This window comes from Streptomyces sp. NPDC001502 (assembly GCF_042894785.1).
GTDB classification, from domain to species: domain Bacteria; phylum Actinomycetota; class Actinomycetes; order Streptomycetales; family Streptomycetaceae; genus Streptomyces; species Streptomyces kutzneri.
In genome coordinates this window covers 90,717-107,873 of the sequence record NZ_JBIAVW010000014.1, presented here as the reverse complement: position 1 = coordinate 107,873, position 17,157 = coordinate 90,717, and the positions used below count along the sequence as shown (strand labels likewise).

17 protein-coding genes are annotated in these 17,157 nt (G+C 70.9%); 8 read left to right on the top strand and 9 right to left on the bottom strand.

The window, feature by feature from the left end; genetic code table 11:
- Positions 1 to 4: 4 nt before the first annotated feature.
- Genes ACFY0D_RS24325 through ACFY0D_RS24315 form a run of 3 tightly spaced genes read right to left on the bottom strand, consistent with a single transcriptional unit; the run spans position 5 to position 3,262 of the window.
- On the bottom strand, positions 5 to 916 hold the full coding sequence (locus tag ACFY0D_RS24325) for a sugar ABC transporter permease (protein WP_390800177.1): 912 nt from the start codon (positions 914 to 916) through the stop codon (positions 5 to 7).
- Positions 917 to 918: 2 nt separating this feature from the next.
- The gene (locus ACFY0D_RS24320; protein WP_390800176.1) at positions 919 to 1,980 is read right to left on the bottom strand and encodes a carbohydrate ABC transporter permease; all 1,062 of its coding nucleotides are present in this window, start codon (positions 1,978 to 1,980) and stop codon (positions 919 to 921) included.
- A gap of 7 nt (positions 1,981 to 1,987) precedes the next feature.
- Complete coding sequence (locus ACFY0D_RS24315) at positions 1,988 to 3,262, bottom strand: extracellular solute-binding protein (protein ID WP_390800175.1); 1,275 nt, start codon at positions 3,260 to 3,262, stop codon at positions 1,988 to 1,990.
- Positions 3,263 to 3,484: 222 nt separating this feature from the next.
- Between ACFY0D_RS24315 and ACFY0D_RS24310 the strand changes: the two genes are divergently transcribed.
- From ACFY0D_RS24310 to ACFY0D_RS24295, 4 genes are all read left to right on the top strand, one after another.
- Positions 3,485 to 5,314 (top strand): glycoside hydrolase family 13 protein, encoded by a 1,830-nt coding sequence (locus ACFY0D_RS24310; RefSeq protein WP_390800174.1) that lies wholly within the window; start codon positions 3,485 to 3,487, stop codon positions 5,312 to 5,314.
- Positions 5,315 to 5,340: 26 nt separating this feature from the next.
- Positions 5,341 to 6,372 (top strand): LacI family DNA-binding transcriptional regulator, encoded by a 1,032-nt coding sequence (locus ACFY0D_RS24305; RefSeq protein WP_314251245.1) that lies wholly within the window; start codon positions 5,341 to 5,343, stop codon positions 6,370 to 6,372.
- A 263-nt stretch (positions 6,373 to 6,635) separates the two neighbouring features.
- Positions 6,636 to 7,646: a DUF389 domain-containing protein gene (locus ACFY0D_RS24300; RefSeq protein WP_390800173.1), complete on the top strand. Its 1,011-nt coding sequence runs from the start codon at positions 6,636 to 6,638 to the stop codon at positions 7,644 to 7,646.
- A 92-nt stretch (positions 7,647 to 7,738) separates the two neighbouring features.
- Complete coding sequence (locus ACFY0D_RS24295; RefSeq protein WP_390800172.1) at positions 7,739 to 8,635, top strand: phosphatase PAP2 family protein; 897 nt, start codon at positions 7,739 to 7,741, stop codon at positions 8,633 to 8,635.
- Between the two features lie 11 nt (positions 8,636 to 8,646).
- Here the strand turns inward: ACFY0D_RS24295 and ACFY0D_RS24290 are convergent, their stop codons facing one another.
- The 6 genes from ACFY0D_RS24290 to ACFY0D_RS24265 all read right to left on the bottom strand — a co-directional run bounded on the left by ACFY0D_RS24290 (position 8,647) and on the right by ACFY0D_RS24265 (position 14,211).
- Positions 8,647 to 9,078: a GNAT family N-acetyltransferase gene (locus ACFY0D_RS24290; RefSeq protein WP_373038898.1), complete on the bottom strand. Its 432-nt coding sequence runs from the start codon at positions 9,076 to 9,078 to the stop codon at positions 8,647 to 8,649.
- A gap of 111 nt (positions 9,079 to 9,189) precedes the next feature.
- Positions 9,190 to 11,259 carry a phosphocholine-specific phospholipase C gene (locus ACFY0D_RS24285; protein WP_390800171.1) on the bottom strand — a complete coding sequence of 690 codons (2,070 nt, stop codon included), beginning with the start codon at positions 11,257 to 11,259 and terminating at the stop codon, positions 9,190 to 9,192.
- A gap of 181 nt (positions 11,260 to 11,440) precedes the next feature.
- On the bottom strand, positions 11,441 to 11,938 hold the full coding sequence (locus ACFY0D_RS24280; RefSeq protein ID WP_390800170.1) for a GNAT family N-acetyltransferase: 498 nt from the start codon (positions 11,936 to 11,938) through the stop codon (positions 11,441 to 11,443).
- Between the two features lie 43 nt (positions 11,939 to 11,981).
- Entirely contained in the window at positions 11,982 to 13,163 is a 1,182-nt protein-coding gene (locus ACFY0D_RS24275; protein ID WP_390800169.1) for a hypothetical protein, read from the bottom strand.
- Positions 13,160 to 13,366, bottom strand: a complete 207-nt coding sequence (locus tag ACFY0D_RS24270; protein WP_390800168.1) for a DUF397 domain-containing protein — start codon at positions 13,364 to 13,366, stop codon at positions 13,160 to 13,162. The genes ACFY0D_RS24275 and ACFY0D_RS24270 overlap by 4 nt, the downstream gene beginning before the upstream one ends.
- Positions 13,363 to 14,211, bottom strand: coding sequence for a helix-turn-helix domain-containing protein (locus tag ACFY0D_RS24265; protein WP_390800167.1), 849 nt, complete (start codon positions 14,209 to 14,211; stop codon positions 13,363 to 13,365). The genes ACFY0D_RS24270 and ACFY0D_RS24265 overlap by 4 nt, the downstream gene beginning before the upstream one ends.
- 109 nt (positions 14,212 to 14,320) lie before the next feature.
- On the opposite strand from ACFY0D_RS24265, the gene ACFY0D_RS24260 reads away from it, so the two are divergent.
- The 4 genes from ACFY0D_RS24260 to ACFY0D_RS24245 all read left to right on the top strand — a co-directional run bounded on the left by ACFY0D_RS24260 (position 14,321) and on the right by ACFY0D_RS24245 (position 17,136).
- Complete coding sequence (locus tag ACFY0D_RS24260) at positions 14,321 to 14,779, top strand: ATP-binding protein (RefSeq protein ID WP_390800166.1); 459 nt, start codon at positions 14,321 to 14,323, stop codon at positions 14,777 to 14,779.
- A 204-nt stretch (positions 14,780 to 14,983) separates the two neighbouring features.
- Positions 14,984 to 15,871: a helix-turn-helix domain-containing protein gene (locus tag ACFY0D_RS24255; protein ID WP_390800165.1), complete on the top strand. Its 888-nt coding sequence runs from the start codon at positions 14,984 to 14,986 to the stop codon at positions 15,869 to 15,871.
- A 357-nt stretch (positions 15,872 to 16,228) separates the two neighbouring features.
- On the top strand, positions 16,229 to 16,756 hold the full coding sequence (locus tag ACFY0D_RS24250; RefSeq protein WP_390800164.1) for a CAP domain-containing protein: 528 nt from the start codon (positions 16,229 to 16,231) through the stop codon (positions 16,754 to 16,756).
- Between the two features lie 107 nt (positions 16,757 to 16,863).
- Positions 16,864 to 17,136 (top strand): hypothetical protein, encoded by a 273-nt coding sequence (locus tag ACFY0D_RS24245; protein WP_390800163.1) that lies wholly within the window; start codon positions 16,864 to 16,866, stop codon positions 17,134 to 17,136.
- The last annotated feature ends 21 nt before the right edge of the window (positions 17,137 to 17,157 follow it).

Sequence of the window (17,157 nt, the reverse complement as noted above, 5' to 3'; positions counted from 1 at the left end):
GTGGTCAGCCCTTGGTGGCGCCTGCCGTCATCCCGGCGACGAGGTGACGCTGGGCGAAGACGAAGAAGATCGCCGCGGGGATGGCGATGAGGACCGAGGCAGCGCTCATGGCTCCCCAGTTGGAGGTGTACTGCGTGACGAAGGTCTGCAGTCCGCCGGCCAGGGTGAGGTTCTCCTCCCCGACCATGAAGGCGGAGGCGTACGCGACCTCGCCCCAGGCGGTGATGAAGGCGTAGAAGCCGGTGACGGCGAGGCCGGGCTTGGCGAGCGGCAGGATGAGGCGCCAGAAGGTGCCGAAGGGGTTGAGTCCGTCGACGCGGCCGGATTCGTCGATCTCCACCGGGATGGTGTCGAAGAAGCCCTTCATCATCCAGGCGCAGAACGGCACGGCGATGGTGAGGTAGGTGATGATCAGGCCGAGCGGCTGGTTGAGCAGGCCGAGGTCGCCCATGAGGTTGTAGAGCGGGACGATGAGGATCGCCATCGGGAACATCTGCGTGATGAGCAGGGTCCACATGAGCGGCTTCATGCCGGGGAACTTGAAGCGGCTGACCGCGTATCCGGTGGTGGCGGCGATGAAGACACCGAGGACGGTGGTGACGCCGGCGACCAGGACGGAGTTGGCGAACCAGCTGAGGAAGTGGCTCTCCTCCAGCAGGTGCGTGTAGTTGCCGAGGGTCGGTTCCTTGACGAAGTCGGTGGTGACCGCGTGCTTGGCCGGCTTGAGCGAGGTCAGCACGATCCACAGCACCGGGAAGACGGCGATCACGGACGCCACGACGAGGGTGGCGTGCAGGGCGACGGAGGCGAGTGGGGAACGGCTGCCCCGGGCACGGACGGTCGCCTTGCCGGTGGTGGCCTTGCCGGTGCCGGTCTTGCCGGTGGTGGCCGTACGAGCGGTGGTCGCGGTGGACATGGTCACCACACCTCTCCCTGCTTGCGCAGCGAGCGCCGGTAGACCAGCGCGAAGATCATGAGCAGGGCGAGGATCAGGACGCCCCACGTGGCCGAGCCGGCGAAGTCGCGCGGGCTCGACACGAACGCCTCGCGGAAGGCCTGGGTCACCAGGATCTCGGTGGAGTCGCCGGGACCGCCCCGGGTGAGGAGGAAGATCACCGGGAACATGTTGAAGGTCCAGATGGTGGAGAGCAGGATCACCGTCATGCTCACCGTGCGCAGTCCGGGCAGGGTGATGTGCCGGAAGCGCTGCCAGGCGCTGGCGCCGTCCATCTCGGCTGCCTCGTAGAGCTCGCCGGGGATCGACTGCAGGCCGCCGAGCAGGGCGACCATCATGAAGGGGACGCCGAGCCAGACGTTGACGGCGACGACCGAGAACTTGGCCCAGGTCGGGTCGTCGAGCCACGGGATCGCGGCGATGCCGCCACCGTCGAGGATCTTGTTGAGGATGCCGTTGTCGCGGTTGAAGAGGAACCGCCAGGCGAAGACGGAGACGAAGCCGGGGACGGCCCAGGGCAGGATGAGCGCCATCCGGTAGGCGGCGCGGCCCCGGAAGTCCCGGTTGAGCATGTTGGCCAGGATCAGACCGAGCGTGAAGGTGATGGACACGCACGCGACGGTCCACATCACCGTCCACACCAGCCGCTGCAGGAACACCGGGTCGCTGAGCACGGCCACGTAGTTGTCGAGTCCGACGAACTCGTACGTGGCCTCGATGTGCCGGGCGCCGATGGTGCGCGAGACGTTGCGCTCGGTGGCGTCGGTCAGCGACAGGTAGACGCCCCGGACCAGCGGCCAGCCGATGATCACGCCGAGGACGAGCACCACCGGGGCGACCATGGCCCAGGCGTACCAGTGCGTGCCGACGGCGCGCCGGAGGCCGGACGCGCCTTTTCCACCGTGGGCACCGCCACGGTTACCGCTGTCGCTGTCAGTCCTGCGGCTCCGGCCGCGGGCGGCGACGTCGTTCTCGACGTCGTCGCCCGCGGCCTTCGCCACCGACTGGCTGGTGTGAGCAGCCATGGTTTCGTTACTTCCAGCCCTTGAGGATCTTGCGGAACTCGACGCCGGCCGCCTTGGCCGCGTCCTCCGGGCTCGACGCCCCGGTGATCGCCTTGGTGTATTCGACCTTCAGCGGCTCGAAGAGGGAGCCGTTCTCCGGGATCCAGGCGCGCTCGACGGCCTTGTCCACGGCCGGCTTGAAGAACTGGACCATCTCGTTGCCCTTGACGTCCGGCTGCTCGTAGGCGGCGGTCCGGGTCGGGAGCAGGCTGAGCTCCTTGGTCGACTGCACCTGGACCTCCTGCGAGGTCATGTACTCGACGAAGGCGTGCGCGGCGGCGGTGTTCTTGGAGCCGGCGTAGACGCCGAGGTCGTGGCCGCCCTGCGGGGCACCGGCCTTGGCGGAGCCGGCCGGGACGGCGGCGATGCCGAGGTTGGCCTTGTCCTTGAACTGGTCGCCGGCGTAGGTGTCGGCGACGGCCCACGGACCGTTGATCATCATGGCGGCCTCGCCGGTCTTGAAGGCCGTCTGCATGTTGGCGTAGCCGTCGGTGGCGTTGGTGATCGCCGCGCCGGAGCTGACCAGGTCGCGGGCGGTCTTGAAGGCCTTGACGCCCGCCTCGTTGTCGACGGTGACCGTCTTGTTCTTCGCGTCGACGAGGTCGCCGCCCTCGCCGTAGATCAGCGGGAGGAACCAGTAGGAGTCGTCGCCGCGCAGGTAGAGAGCGGCCTTGCCGGTCTTCGCCTTGATGGCCTCGGCGGCGGTCTTCAGCTCCGCCAGCGTCTTGGGGGGCTGGACGCCGGCGTCGGCGAGCATCTTCTTGTTGTAGAAGAGGCCGAGGCTGTCGATGACCTGCGGGACGGCGTAGGTCTTGCCCTCGAACTTGCCGCTGGCCGCGGCCTGCGGGAGGAACTCGGCGTCGACCTTCTTCGCCGTCTCGGCCGGGACCTCGTCGAGGTAGCCCAGCGAGGCGAAGTCCGCGACCCAGCCGACGTCGGCGCGGATCACGTCAGGCGCGTCGGAGCCGCTGCTGAAGGCGTTCTTGACCTTGTTCTGCGCGTCGCCGTACGGGACGTTGACGTACTTGACGGTCACCTTCGGGTGCTTCGCCGTGAACGCCTCGGCGATCTTCTGGAAGCTGGCCTTCTCGGCGTCGTTCGAGGTGTCCCACCACGTGACCGTGCCGGAAAGCTCGCCGCCCGCCTTGGTGCCGTCGGCCGCGTCCTTGTCGTCCCCACCGCAAGCCGTTGCCGCGAGCGCCAGGGTCGCGACCAGCGCGGTGGCCGCTATGCCACGCCGCATATGAACTCCTTCGATGATCCCGGCCGCGCCCTCGCGGTCCCGAGTTGCCAGGAACGTAACAAGACTGAAAGAGGACCGAAAGACCTTGCGCAAACTTTCTGCAAGCGGAGGCGATCGTTACATCCGTGTGTCCGTACGGTTGCCGCAGCTTGCTGTTAGTTCGAGTCACCTTCGACTGCTCGGGCCCGCAACCAGGGGGCATGTACCCGCGTTGACCCCGATATGACCCACGACTCGACGGCCGTCCAGCTTGCAAGCTCTTCCAGCAACGCGACCGCGAGCGGTGGCTGGTGGCGCGATGCCGTCATCTATCAGGTGTACGTACGCTCCTTCGCCGACAGCGACGGGGACGGCATCGGCGACCTCCGCGGGGTCCGCTCCCGCCTCCCCCACCTCGCCCGCCTCGGGGTCGACGCCGTGTGGCTCACCCCCTTCTACGTCTCCCCGCAGGCGGACGGCGGCTACGACGTCGCCGACTACCGGGCCGTCGACCCCCTCTTCGGGGACCTCTCCGACGCCGACGAGCTGGTCCGGGCCGCGCACGCGCTGGGGCTGCGGGTCATCGTGGACGTGGTGCCGAACCACACCTCCGAGCAGCACCCGTGGTTCCGCGCCGCCCTCGCCGGGGATCCGGGGGCCCGCGAGCGCTACCACTTCCGCCCCGGGCGGGGGCCGGACGGTGCCAGGCCCCCGAACGACTGGGAGTCGATCTTCGGCGGCCCGGCCTGGACCCGGGTCCCGGACGGCGACTGGTACCTGCACCTCTTCGCCCCCGAGCAGCCGGACCTCGACTGGGACCACCCCGAGGTCGCCGCGGAATTCGCCTCCGTGCTGCGCTTCTGGCTCGACCTCGGCATCGACGGCTTCCGCATCGACGTCGCCCACGGCATGGTCAAGGCCCCGGGTCTGCCGGACATCGGCCGCGGCGCCCAGGCCACACTCATCGGCACCGAGCCGCTCCCCTTCTTCGACCAGGACGGGGTCCACGAGATCCACCGCTCCTGGCGCCGCCTCCTCGACTGCTACGGGGGCGGGCGCATCGGGGTCGCCGAGGCCTGGGCGCCCACCTCGGAGCGGCTCGCCCTGTACGTGCGCCCCGACGAACTGCACCAGGCCTTCAACTTCCGCTTCCTGAACTGCCCGTGGGACCCCGCCGCGATGCGCACCGTCATCGACGAGTCCCTGGCCGCCACCACCGCCGTCGGCGCCCCGACCACCTGGGTGCTGTCCAATCACGACGTCGTACGCCATGTGACGCGCTACGGCGGCGGGGCCCGCGGCCTGGCCCGGGCCCGGGCCGCCGCCCTGCTGATGCTGGCCCTGCCCGGGTCGGCGTACCTCTACCAGGGCGAGGAGCTCGGCCTCCCGGAGGTCGCGGACCTCCCGGACCGGGTCCGCCAGGACCCGGCCTTCCGCCGCGGGCGCCGTCGGCTGTGGGACACGGACGGCCCGGCGGGGTCGGAGGGATCGCAGGGGTCGGAGGGATCGCAGGGGTCGCAGGGGTCGCAGGGGGAGGCCGGCGGGGCCGGGACCCCTGTCCCCGATTCCGCGACCGCGGCGGAGCCGGAGGGACAGGACGGGCTGCGCGACGGGTGCCGGGTGCCGCTCCCCTGGTCCGGCACGGAGCCCCCGTACGGCTTCGGGCCGGCCGGCAGCTGGCTCCCGCAGCCCGCCGGCTGGGGCGGCCTCAGCGTCGCCGCGCAGACCGGCGACCCGCACTCCACGCTGGAGCTCTACCGTGCCGCCCTGGAGCTGCGCCGGGCGATGCCGGGGCTGGGCGCGCCGGAGGCAGGGACGGAGGCGTGCGCGGGGGGCGGCGACGCCTCGGCCGAAGCCCCGTACGGCCCGTACGCATGCGGAATGCGCTGGCAGTCCGCCCCCGAGGGCGTGCTCCTCTTCACCCGCCCCGGCTTCGCCTGCACCCTCAACAGCCGCCCCGGCCCGGTCGAACTTCCCGCGCCCGGGCGTCCCGTACTCTCCAGCGCCCCGGTGGAGACGGACGGCCGCACCGTCCGGCTTCCCCCGGATTCGTGCACGTGGTGGTCATGGTGAACGTCCGACCGGTACAGTCCAATCCCGTGACCGCACGGCTAGCCGACATCGCAGCCCAGGCGGGGGTCAGCGAAGCCACAGTCAGCCGCGTGCTCAACGGCAAGCCCGGTGTGGCCGCAGGCACCCGCGAATCCGTACTGGCCGCCCTCGACGTACTCGGCTACGAGCGGCCCGTGAAGCTGCGCCAGCGCAGTGCGGGGCTCGTCGGTCTGATAACTCCTGAACTGGACAACCCGATCTTCCCGGCGCTCGCCCAGGTCATCGGCCAGGCCCTGACCCGGCAGGGGTACACGCCGGTGCTGGCCACGCAGACGCCCGGCGGGTCCACCGAGGACGAGCTGACCGAGATGCTGGTCGACCGCGGGGTCTCCGGGATCATCTTCGTCTCCGGCCTGCACGCCGACACCACGGCCGACATGGGCCGCTACGACCAACTCCGCGGGCAGGGCGTCCCGTACGTCCTGATCAACGGGTTCTCCGAGAAGGTGCAGGCTCCCTTCGTCTCCCCCGACGACCGGGCCGCGATGCAGCTCGCCGTCACCCACCTCGCCGCGCTCGGGCACACCCGCATCGGGCTCGCGGTCGGACCGAAGCGCTTCGTGCCGGTCCTCCGCAAGATCGAGGGCTTCCGGCTCGGGATGAAGGAGCGGCTCGGACTCGGCGAGGCCGAGATCGAGGAGCTGATCCAGCACTCCCTCTACTCGCTGGAGGGCGGCCAGGCCGCCGCGGCGGCGCTGATCTCGCGCGGCTGCACGGCGGTGGTGTGCGCGAGCGACATGATGGCGCTCGGCGCGATCCGGGCGGCCCGGCAGCAGGGCCTGAAGGTCCCGCAGGACGTGTCGGTGGTCGGCTTCGACGACTCCCCGCTCATAGCGTTCACCGACCCGCCGCTGACGACCATCCGCCAGCCTGTGCAGGCGATGGGTCAGGCGGCGGTCCGGACCCTGCTGGAGGAGATCGGCGGCACGCCGGCCCCGCACAGCGAGTTCGTCTTCCTCCCCGAACTGGTGGTGCGCGGCTCCACGGCCTCGGGCCCGGGCCAGCGCCGCCGGGACTAGGGCGTGTTTTAAAAGTCCCGCCTGGCTCGCGGCGCCTGGCACCGCGCCTCGCCGCGTTGTCGGAACGCCCGCTTACGTCCAGTAGGCGGGCGATCCTCCGCCTTGCGATGCACGGCACCAGACGCCGCGAGCCGCGCCCTTCGGGCGCCCGGCGCTACTTTTAGAACACGCCCTAGTACCCAGCCGGCGGCGTCGGCGGCCGCCCGGGGCAGCGGCACGTGTCCCTGCGGCGGCGCAGCCACCCCGGTCCTGATACTGGGCAGATGCCCATGCCCGGCCGGCTTCGCGACAGGATCCTGCCCGACCACAAGCGACGTTCCCTGGAGGACCTCCAGGAGGATCTCGATCTGTCGTCGGGCGACAGCCGGGCGAAGCAGTCGGCCTTCTGGACCATGCTCACGCTGTCCTCCGTGATCGCCGCGTGCGGCATCCTGACGGACTCCACCGCCACCGTCATCGGCGCGATGATCATCGCGCCGCTCTCCACGCCGATCATGGGGATCGCCCTCGGCGCCGTGCAGCGCCGCCGCTCCACCGCCCTCGCCTTCGTGGCGCTCGGCGGTCTGCTGGTGCTCCTGATCGGCGCGGTGGCCTCCCTGGTCGTGCCACCCGCCTACGACCTGCTGTCGGACAGTCAGATCTCCAGCCGGACCTCCCCCGGGCTCCTGGACCTGATCGCCGCGCTGGCCACGGGCTTCGCCGGCGCCGTGGCGCTGTCCCGCAAGGACGTCGCCGCGGTCCTGCCGGGGGTCGCGATCGCGATCTCCCTGGTGCCGCCGCTCGTGGTGACGGGCGTGTGCGCCGGCCAGACGTCGTGGTGGCTCGCGCTGGGCGCGCTGGTGCTCTTCGTGTCCAACCTCCTCGCCATGGTCTTCGCGGGCATGGTGGTCTTCGCCGTCCTCGGGTACACCCGGGCCGCCGGACACCCCGAGCGGGCCGGGGCGCCCCGCGGGGCCTACGTCATGCTGGGGCTGCTGTTCGCCGCGGTCGCGCTCCCCCTGGGCGCCAACACGGTGACCACGGTCCTGCTGAACGCGTGGACCTCGCGGACCTGGACCGCCGCGGAGCGCTGGCTCTCGGCCAGCCCCGGCGCGGCGGTCACCGGAGTCGACGCCCAGTCCAGGACCTTCTACGTCCACGTGCGCAGTCCCGGCGACCTCCCGCCGATCGACGACCTGCTCGACGACCTCGAAGGGCAGCTCCCCGACGGCGTCCCGATCGTGGTCGACGCCACCCGCGGGCAGCAGATCGTCGCGGGGAAGGTGGGGGGCTGACGCGGCGACGTAGTACCCAGGTCTGAGCGGCTGCGCCGAAGACCGTACCGAGGGATGATCGGAGGCGGGAACGCATCTGGCAGACTCTGCCCATGGGTGAATCGAGCGTGAAGACACTGGAAACCCGGACGGACGTCTCATCACCCACCGTGGTCGAGACCGAGACCCGCCCGGGGTCCGAGCGCACCCTGCTCTCCCGGTTGCGTGCCCCGCGCCGGCCGCGGATCTGGTTCGAGGTCCTGCTCATCGCGATCAGCTACTGGACGTACTCGCTGATCCGCAACGCGGTGCCCGAGCAGAAGGCGGCGGCCCTCGCCAACGCCGACTGGATCTGGAGCGTCGAGCGGACCCTCGGCATCGCCGTGGAGCAGTCGGTCAACCATGCGGTCAACTCCGTGACGTGGCTGATCGTGGGCATGAACTACTACTACGCCACGCTCCACTTCGTCGTGACGATCGGCGTGCTGGTCTGGATCTACCGTTTCCATCCGGGGCGGTACGCCGCCACGCGTCTGGTCCTCTTCGCCACCACGGGCGTCGCCCTGGTCGGCTACTACTGCTACCCGCTCGCGCCGCCCCGGCTGATGAACGGGCAGAACTTCGTCGACACCGTGCTGGTCCACCACACCTGGGGCTCCATGGCCTCCGGCAACCTCAAGCAGATGTCGAACCAGTACGCCGCGATGCCGTCCATGCACATAGGGTGGTCGCTCTGGTGCGGCCTGACGATCTTCGCGGTCGCCTCGGCCCCCTGGGCCCGGATCCTGGGCCTGCTCTACCCGACGGCGACCCTCGTCGTCATCGTGGCCACCGCCAACCACTTCTGGCTCGACGCCGTGGGCGGCATGCTCTGCCTGGCCTTCGGCTACACGGTCTCGCGGTCCTGGTACGGCTCCTTCGCCCACCGCCTGCCCCGCCACCCCGTGCACGCGGGCCCGCACCCGGCCGCGGCACTGCTGAACCGGGTCCGGGTCCGCACCCGCGCCTGAGGCCCCGGAGGCTACTGCTGCCCGAGGGCCATCCACTTCCCGGGTGTGGTGAGGGGCTCGAAGCCGGCCCGGGCGTAGACGGCGTGCGCGTCGGCGGTGGCGAGCAGCACCCGGCGCAGCCCGTACGGCTCCAGGTGCGCGCACACGGCGTCGACGAGGGCCCCGCCGAGCCCCTTGCCGCGGGCGCCCGGATCGACGTAGACGTCGCAGAGCCAGGCGAAGGTGGCCCGGTCGGTGACGACGCGGGCGTACGCGAGCTGGGCCCCGGAGGCCTGGTCGTAGAGGCCGAAGTTCAGGGAGCCCGCGATGGCGTCCTCCTGCTTCTGCCGGCTGCGCCCGAGCGCCCAGTACGCGTCCTCGGACAGCCACCGGTGGACGAGTCCGACGTCCAGTCGGGCGGCGTCGGTGGAGATCTCGTATCCGTCGGGAAGGTCATCGCTCATCCCGACATCCAAGCAGCGCCCGCTCCCCCGGAGAAGTCCGGGGGGCGGGCGCGGTCGTCTGGTCAGGGGGTCAGGGGGTCAGGGGGTCATCGGGTCAGGAGGACTGGTTCGTCAGGAGCCCTGGTTCGTCAGGATCGCCGGGTCCGACAGGCCGGCCGCGCCGGTCTCGACCTTGCCGGCGAAGCGGCGGCCGAAGCTTGCGAGCTCGGACGCGGTGACCGTCACGTCGTACCAGCGTCGGGTGTTCTTCAGGGAGACGCTGTACGTGACGGTGGCGCCCTTGGCGACCGTGAGGCGCTTGGGGCCGCCGCCGTAGGCGTTGGTGACGGTGAGCGTCGCGGTCGACGCCCCGGCGTTGGTGAGGGTGAGGTCCAGATTGCCCGTGGTGGTGTTGTGGCGGGCGGTGACCTCGGGGCCGGGGGTGGTGCCCGGGTTGCGGAAGCCGCGCAGGAAGCCGTTGGGGCCGTGGACGGTCAGGTCGGTGACGCCGGCGGAGTAGCGGGTGTTCCAGGTGTCCGAGATCGACCTGCCGGCCTCGGTGGTGTACGTCCAGGGGGCATCGGTCCGGTTGCCCGCGGTGATGTAGAACTGCGCGCCCAGGTCCGGGCCGCCGCTGAAGGTCAGCTTGAACTTGCCCTCGCCGGTGAGCGCGGCGCCGTCCACGTACGGGGCGTACTTCAGCGGACGGGTGCGGCACAGGCCCTTCTCCTGGCGCGGCATGCTGCCGACGGCCGGCGGGGTGGCCCGGAAGTCGGGGTGGCGCTCGCGGTCCTGCGGCTCCCACGAACCGGTGTCGGGCAGCGACACCGTGGCCGTGTCCCGGCGGGCGAAGTCGAAGGCCGAGGTCAGGTCACCGCAGACGGCGCGGCGCCAGGGCGAGATGTTGGGCTCGTGCACACCGAAGCGCTTCTCCATGAAGCGGATCACGGAGGTGTGGTCGAAGGTCTCGGAGCAGGAGTAGCCGCCGGTGCTCCACGGCGAGACGACGAGCATCGGGACGCGCGGTCCCAGCCCGTACGGTCCGGCGACGTAGCCCGCCTTGCCGGGGAAGACGTCGAGGGCGGTCGGCGTGGTGGACAGGCCCTGGTTGGCGTCGGCCGGGGCGTAGGGCGGGACGACGTGGTCGAAGAAGCCGTCGTTCTCGTCGTAGGTGATGAACAGCGCGGTACGGGCCCACACGTCGGGGTTGGAGGTCAGCGCGTCCAGCACCTGCGCGATGTACCACGCGCCGTAGTTGGAGGGCCAGTTGGAGTGCTCGCTGAAGGCCTCGGGGGCGGCGATCCAGGAGACCTGGGGCAGGGTGCCGGCGGCGACGTCGGCGCGCAGCCGGTCGAAGTAGCCCTCGCCGGTCCTGGCGTCGGTGCCGGTGCGGGCCTTGTCGTAGAGGGGGCTGCCGGGCTGGGCGCTGCGGTAGTTGTTGAAGTAGAGGAGTGAGTTGTCGCCGTAGTTGCCGCGGTAGGCGTCGTCGATCCAGCCCCAGGATCCGGCGGCGTCGAGGCCGTTGCCGATGTCCTGGTAGACCTTCCAGGAGATGCCGGCCTGCTCCAGGCGCTCGGGGTAGGTGGTCCAGCCGTAGCCGGCCTCGGCGTTGTTGAGGACCGGGCCGCCGCCGGTGCCGTCGTTGCCGGTGTGGCCCGACCAGAGGTAGTAGCGGTTGGGGTCGGTCGACCCGATGAAGGAGCAGTGGTAGGCGTCGCAGAGGGTGAACGTGTCGGCGAGGGCGTAGTGGAACGGGATGTCGTCGCGCGTCAGGTACGCCATGGTGGCGGGCGTCTTGGCGGGCACCCAGTTGTCGTACTTGCCCTTGTTGAAGGCGCTCTGGCCGCCCGCCCAGTCGTGGTTGAGGCCCTGGAGGAACTCCATGCCGAGGTCGTCGGACGGCGGGCGGAAGGGCAGCGTCTCCTTGCCCGCGTTGTCGGCCTGGTGCCAGACGGACTTGCCGCTGGGCAGGGTCACGGGGCGCGGGTCGCCGAAGCCTCGGACACCGCGCAGCGCGCCGTAGTAGTGGTCGAAGGAACGGTTCTCCTGCATCAGGACCACGATGTGCTCGACATCGGCGATGGTTCCGGTCGTCCCCTGCGCGGGGATGGCGGCGGCGCGCGCGATGCTCTCGTTGAGCAGGCTCAGGGCGGCGGCGCCGCCGGTGAGCTGGAGGAAACGGCGGCGGTTGAGTTCTGCCATGGCGAGAGACCTCTGCTGTGTGGAGGGTGGTTGAGCGCTCCCTAGAACAGCGCCCCTGGAGTACCGGAGAGGGAGCCCGGTGTGACGGCAGCGGGTACGTCAGGCGAACGGCAGCCGGATTCTGCCGGAGTTCGGCGGAGTTCGGCGGAGCCCGGCGGAGCCCGGCGGTGTTCGCGGGGTGTCAGCACGCGCGCTCGTATTCGACCTGGGTGAGGGGGTTCCCGTCGCCGAAGTCGAAGGGTCGGGCGGCGCCGCTCTCGGTGAAGCCGCACTTGGTGTAGAAGCGGCGGGACTGCGGGGTGTCGCGCAGGGTCCACAGGTGAGTCCGGGCGAACCCGTCGCCGTGCAGGTGGTCCAGCGTCCCGGTCATCAGCGCGGCCGCGATGCCGCTGCCCCAGCCGTCGGGGTGGCTGTAGAAGGAGAGGATCTCGGACAGACCCGGCCGGGTCGAAGAGCTCCTGAAGGCGGTCAGCGCCAGAGGACGGCCGTCGTGTTCGGCCAGCAGGATCGTGGTGTCCGGCTGCCCGACCCTTTCGTGCCACCGCGCTCGTCTGCTCTGGACACCACGTGCGGCGAACTCCGGATCGAAGAAGGGGGCGTAGGCCGCCTCCCAGGCTGCGGCGTGGATCTCGCCGAGGATGCCCCCGTCGTACGGGCCGGCGCGACGAACGGTGAACATGCTCTCACCGTAACCCCGCCGCGCTACTGGGCACTTGGGAATGTCAGACCCGGCGCCCGAACCGGAGGAACCGCCTTCGCGCGGACGCCGGTACGGGTACGAGCTCCTTCGAGGGCGCCGGTACGGGGCCGCCCGCGCCCGGAGCGATCCGTTCCAGGGCCTCGGTGAGGGTGCGGACGTAGGCCGCGTCCGCGAGGATCCGTACGCCCGTGAAGGGGTGGCCGAGCCGTTCCTCCTGCGCCAGGATCCAGCCCAGCAGGGAGGCCGCGGTGGCGGCCGGGGCGCCGATCTCCCCGAGGCGGCGGACGGCTTCCTGCACCGGCATGGCCGGATTCCCCGCCCAGGCCGGATCCACCTCCGCCAGCAGCACCGGCACTGCGGGCTCCGGGTCCCCGGTGATCCGCCAGTACGCGTGCGCGGCGGCCACCCGGGTCCACGCGCCGGGCGACTCCATCAGGCCGCGCACGGTGTCCGCGTGGGCGGCGGCCAGCGGGCCGAGATCGGCGAGGAAGGGCAGGCCGTGGCCGGCCGTCCCGGACCGTACCGCCGCTCCGCACACGTCGAGGGCGAGGGTCGGATCGCCGGTGACCCGCCAGTGCGCCCAGGCGGCCCGGCGCGGGTGGTGCCGGCCGGCGCGCGGGGCACGACCGGTGGCGAATTCGGTCAGCCGGTTCGCCGTCCCGGCCGCGGCGGGCCCGATCCGGCCGAGGACGCGCAGGGCGTCGTAGGCGTACTCGGTGTCCAGGAACCCGGTCACCTCGGGCACGGCGGGCGCGGCGTCGGGTCCCCAGGCCGAGAGCACTTCGAGGGTGGCTTCCGCCCGGTAACTGCCCTTCTGCAGCACGGTCCGCATCGTGGGAACCAGCCCTTCCGCGGGCAGCTCGGCCAGGATGCGGGACTGCGGTCGCTGGGTGGGAAGGCCGCCGTGCTCGCCGAGGTTGTGCAGGGCCGGCAACGCCCGCAGGTCGCCCATCCCGGCAAGGGCCAGGGCGCGCACCTCCACGCCGTGGCCGACGGCGGTCCCGAAGAACCCCTGCTGTCGGCGGAGGTCCTCGGCGATCCGGTCGGCATGCCGGGTGACGGCCCGGCCCGCCTGGACCAGCGCGCTGTCGGCGTCGTAGCTCGACGCTTCGGAACAGACCGCGTCGACCACGACGTCCCAGCACGCAGGATCCGGCCGCCGGTACCGGTACACGGCCTCGACGGCGGAATCCACCCGTCTCACGAGGTGACGGCGTGGGCGACGAAGCCGCTCCAGGCGGCCGGGGTGACCGCAAGTCGGGCGTACTCGGGCCGCTTGGAGTCCCGGACGAGGACGGTGGCGGGGGTGTGGGCGACCTCGACGCACTCGGGCCCGTCGTTGGTGCTGTAGCTGCTTTTCACCCACGTCAGTGGGGAGAGGTCCTCGGCTGACAGCTTGATACTCATGTCTCCCCCAGTACCTTCTCGACGAACTTCAGCGATTCACGAGGCGTCAGAGCCTGTGCCCGGATCATGCCATAGCGCATGTCCAGGATCTGGACCTCTTTGGGTTCGGTGATCAACCGGCTGACCAGCTGACCTTCGTTGTGCCCCACGGTCGTTCCGTCCCTGAGGCGCATCAACTGCAATGAGCCGGCGAGGCCCGCATGATCCTCGACTGCGGTAGGCATGACCTGGATCTCGACGTGGCGCAGGCTGCCGACCTCCAACAAGTGTTCCAGTTGGCGGCGCAGTACCATCTTGCCCCCGACAGGCCGTCGAAGCACGGCCTCCTCCTGCACGACAGTCAGCAACGGGGCCGCGGGGTGGCCGAGAATCCGCTGCCGCGCCAGCCGAGCCGCTACCAGGCGTTCGATCTCATCCTCGGGGTATGCGGGTCGACGCAGCGCGTAGAGGGCCCGGGCGTACTCCTCCGTCTGCAGGAGCCCATGAGCAACAATGCTGGCGTAGGCGCCGAGCTCGACGGCTTCGGATTCCAATTTGGCGAGATCCCGAACCTTCTTCGGGTACCGCGCCCGCTGAATGTCCTCCTTCATGGCGGCGACTTTCCCACCCGCCCCCAGGACCTCGTCCGCCTTGTCCAGGAACTCCGGACGCGGAATGCGGGCGCCGCGCTCGATCTTGTAGATCAGATTGGCGCCGTAACCCATCCGTTCGCCGAACTTCGCCCGGTCGAGTCCGGAGGCCTCTCGCCACATTTTCAACTGGCGTCCCACCGCGGCGATGACCGCCCCGGATTCGTCCTCCGGGTCGAGTTCCCAGCTCGACTCGTCCGTGCCGTCTGTGCTCACTTCCACCTCCACGGGACCGGGAGGACACGGCGGGACGACCTTGGACAGCCGTCGTACACAGCGCCCTCAACTCTGTTCAGGTTACGCACGGATGGCCACGCTGAGTCACGTGAATCAGGAAACCTGCCTCGTCGCCACGCTCCCGTCCACCCCGCGCGGAGCACGCGCCGCCCGCGCCCTCACGGTCGACCGACTCACGGAACAAGGGCTTCCGTTCGAGGATGCCGCACAGGTCGTCGCCGAGCTCGCCGCGAACGCCGTGACCCACGGCCGCGTACCGGGGCGGGACTTCCGGCTCGCGTTGCGGATCACGGCCGGGCCTACGCTGCGTATCGAAGTGTCCGACACCAGGCGGGAGTTCACACCGCCCGCAGCACCGGCGACGCCAGGGGCGGAATCGGGGCGGGGGCTGGTTCTGGTCGCCGCGTTCGCCGCACGTTGGGGGATCGATCACGGGCCCGCGCCGGTGAAAACGGTGTGGGCGGAAATGGATTTGGGGAGTCCGATTTCACCGGATCGAGGTTTTCACGATCCGGTGGGTCGGCCACCGGTCACGCACGACGCCTAAGGATTAGATAACCGGGGAAATGACCTCTCCACACCTCCCCCTCCCCTCTCACCCAGTCGGGTGAATCACCCCAACCGGGCTGGCGCATATGACAATTCGCCGGGCACTCTGTCTCCCGACAACCCCATAAAACGCGTACGGCCCTCGTACGGGACTGGCATCCCGAGCGAGGGCCTGACCACAGCGGAAGAAAGCCCTTCCCCCATGGCTGACCAGCAGCTTAGCGCCCCTGCGCGCGTCCCGTCGGGCATCCGGCACATCAACCACGACCACCGTCGCGGCTACGTCAAGATCGGCAACCATCTCGCCCAGCACCGCAAGCTGAGCATGACGGCGATCGGGCTGGCCACGCACATCCAGTCCCTCCCGAGCGGCTGCAAGGTGACCATCAAGGCCCTGGCCGAACGCTTCCCCGAGGGCGAGGTCCGCATCGCCGCCGCCCTGCGCGAGCTGGAGGCGCACGGTTACCTGGCCCGCTTCCAGGAGCGGCTCCCGTCCGGGCGTGTCGTGACCCGCACGGTCTCGTACAACAACCCACCCGCCAGGTCGGCGGAGACGCACCGCGAGCGGCGCGAGCCGCAGCCGTCACCCGGTACGGAGCTCGGTGCGGAGCTCGGTGCGGAGTCCGCCCCGGAGACCCGCCCTGAGCCCGAACCCGCGCCCGAACCCGCGCCCGAGCCCGCCCCGGATGGGGCCCCGGAGGAAGACGCCCCGGAGGTCGAGCTCCAGGCGCGGGAGCTACTGGCCCGGCTGCGGCTGCGTGACCCCCGGCTGGTGCTGTCCGAGCGCGACACCGTGCGGCTGGCGCCGGCCGCAGCCGTCTGGCTGGAGCGCGGACTCGTGCCGGGCGCCGTCACCGCCGCGCTGACGCGTGGGCTGCCGCAGACGGTGATCCACTCCCCGGCCGCCCTGCTCGCCCACCGCCTGCACGAACAGCTACCGCCCCGGCTCCCGGACCTCTGGGCGCCGTACCCCGTACTCCCCGACCGCGAGGTCCATCCGTTCCGGTCGTGCGAGGACTGTGACCGCGCCTTCCGCTCCCCCACCCCGGGCCGATGCACCCGCTGCGCGGCAGCAGCATCAGCTGCCTGACGCCTGTGCCGATGTCGGGGATTCGTGTGCCGGGGCTCTGCCGATCCTGTCCGCCATCGCTCTCACCGGCACCGGCGACCTCGCCTTCTGCTGCCGCGACGACGTCGCCGTCTTCCGCCGCAAGCCGCACTCCCCGTGACCGGCCTCCCTCGGGCCACCCGGCACACCCCCGCCGTTGCCGCACACCGAGGCGCCCGGTCGTGGGGACGTGGCACCGGTCGTACGGTGGAGGGAGGCGCGCGCCCCCGCAGCAGCCTGCGGCGGTGCACGTGCCCGCACAGGCCGCGCAGCACCCCGCCCCCGAGAGGCGGGTGCCATCGGCGGCTCACCACGACCCCCGACGAGGGGAAAACTCTGATGCGTACCAAGAACAGCCGGATCCGTCGCGTGTGCGCCGCCGCCTGTACCGTCCCGCTGCTCGTACTGGGCGGCGCGGCCACCGCGATCGCCGTCCCGGCGACAGCCACACCAGCGTCGGCCTCCGTCACCCGCAGCGTGCAGCAGTCCTCGCCGGGCGAGATCCTCGCTCTGGTCAACACCGAACGGGAGAAGGCTGGTTGTGATCCCCTGACGGTGGACCCGCGGCTCGCGGCGGCCGCCCAGGCCCACGCCGACGACATGGCGGCGAACGGGCTGACCGCGCACGACGGCTCGGACGGGTCCACCGCCCTGTCCCGCATGGAGAAGGCCGGCTACTCGCCCGCGGGCCCGTCCTCGGAGAACGTCTCCGGACCGGGCCACGCCTCCTCGAAGTCCCACGTCGACGGCTGGATGGCCAGCAGCAGGGGCCACCGGGCCGCCATTTTGAACTGCACGTACAAGCAGACCGGGATCGGCACGAGCGGCGAGTACGCCGTACAGCTCTTCGCCGTCCAGTCGAGGTAACCGCACAGCTGATCCAGCACCGAACGAGTGGGAAGTCCTGCCGAGCGGTCCGGTACGGGGGAGGGCCGGACCCGGCGGCGGCGAATTCGGAGAGCAGGTACGTCCTCATGCGCATGTCGACCCGTATCGCCGGTGTCCTCACCGGCCTGGCCCTCGCCCTCGGCGGCGCCGCCCTGTCGGCCCCCGCCGCCCACGCGGACGTCACGGCCTGCATCAACCAGGTCGAGAGCGAGCTGCGGGGCGGCGAGGCCCCGGACTCCGTCCGCATGGCCTGCTACGTCGGCCTGACCGGCGACAACGAGAAGTGCGTGGCCGACCTGACCGCTGCAGGTGTAACCGACGGAACCTCGGTGAGCGCCTGCCGGGTGGCCCCCGAGTAGGAACTCCGCCGCCCGTGCCCC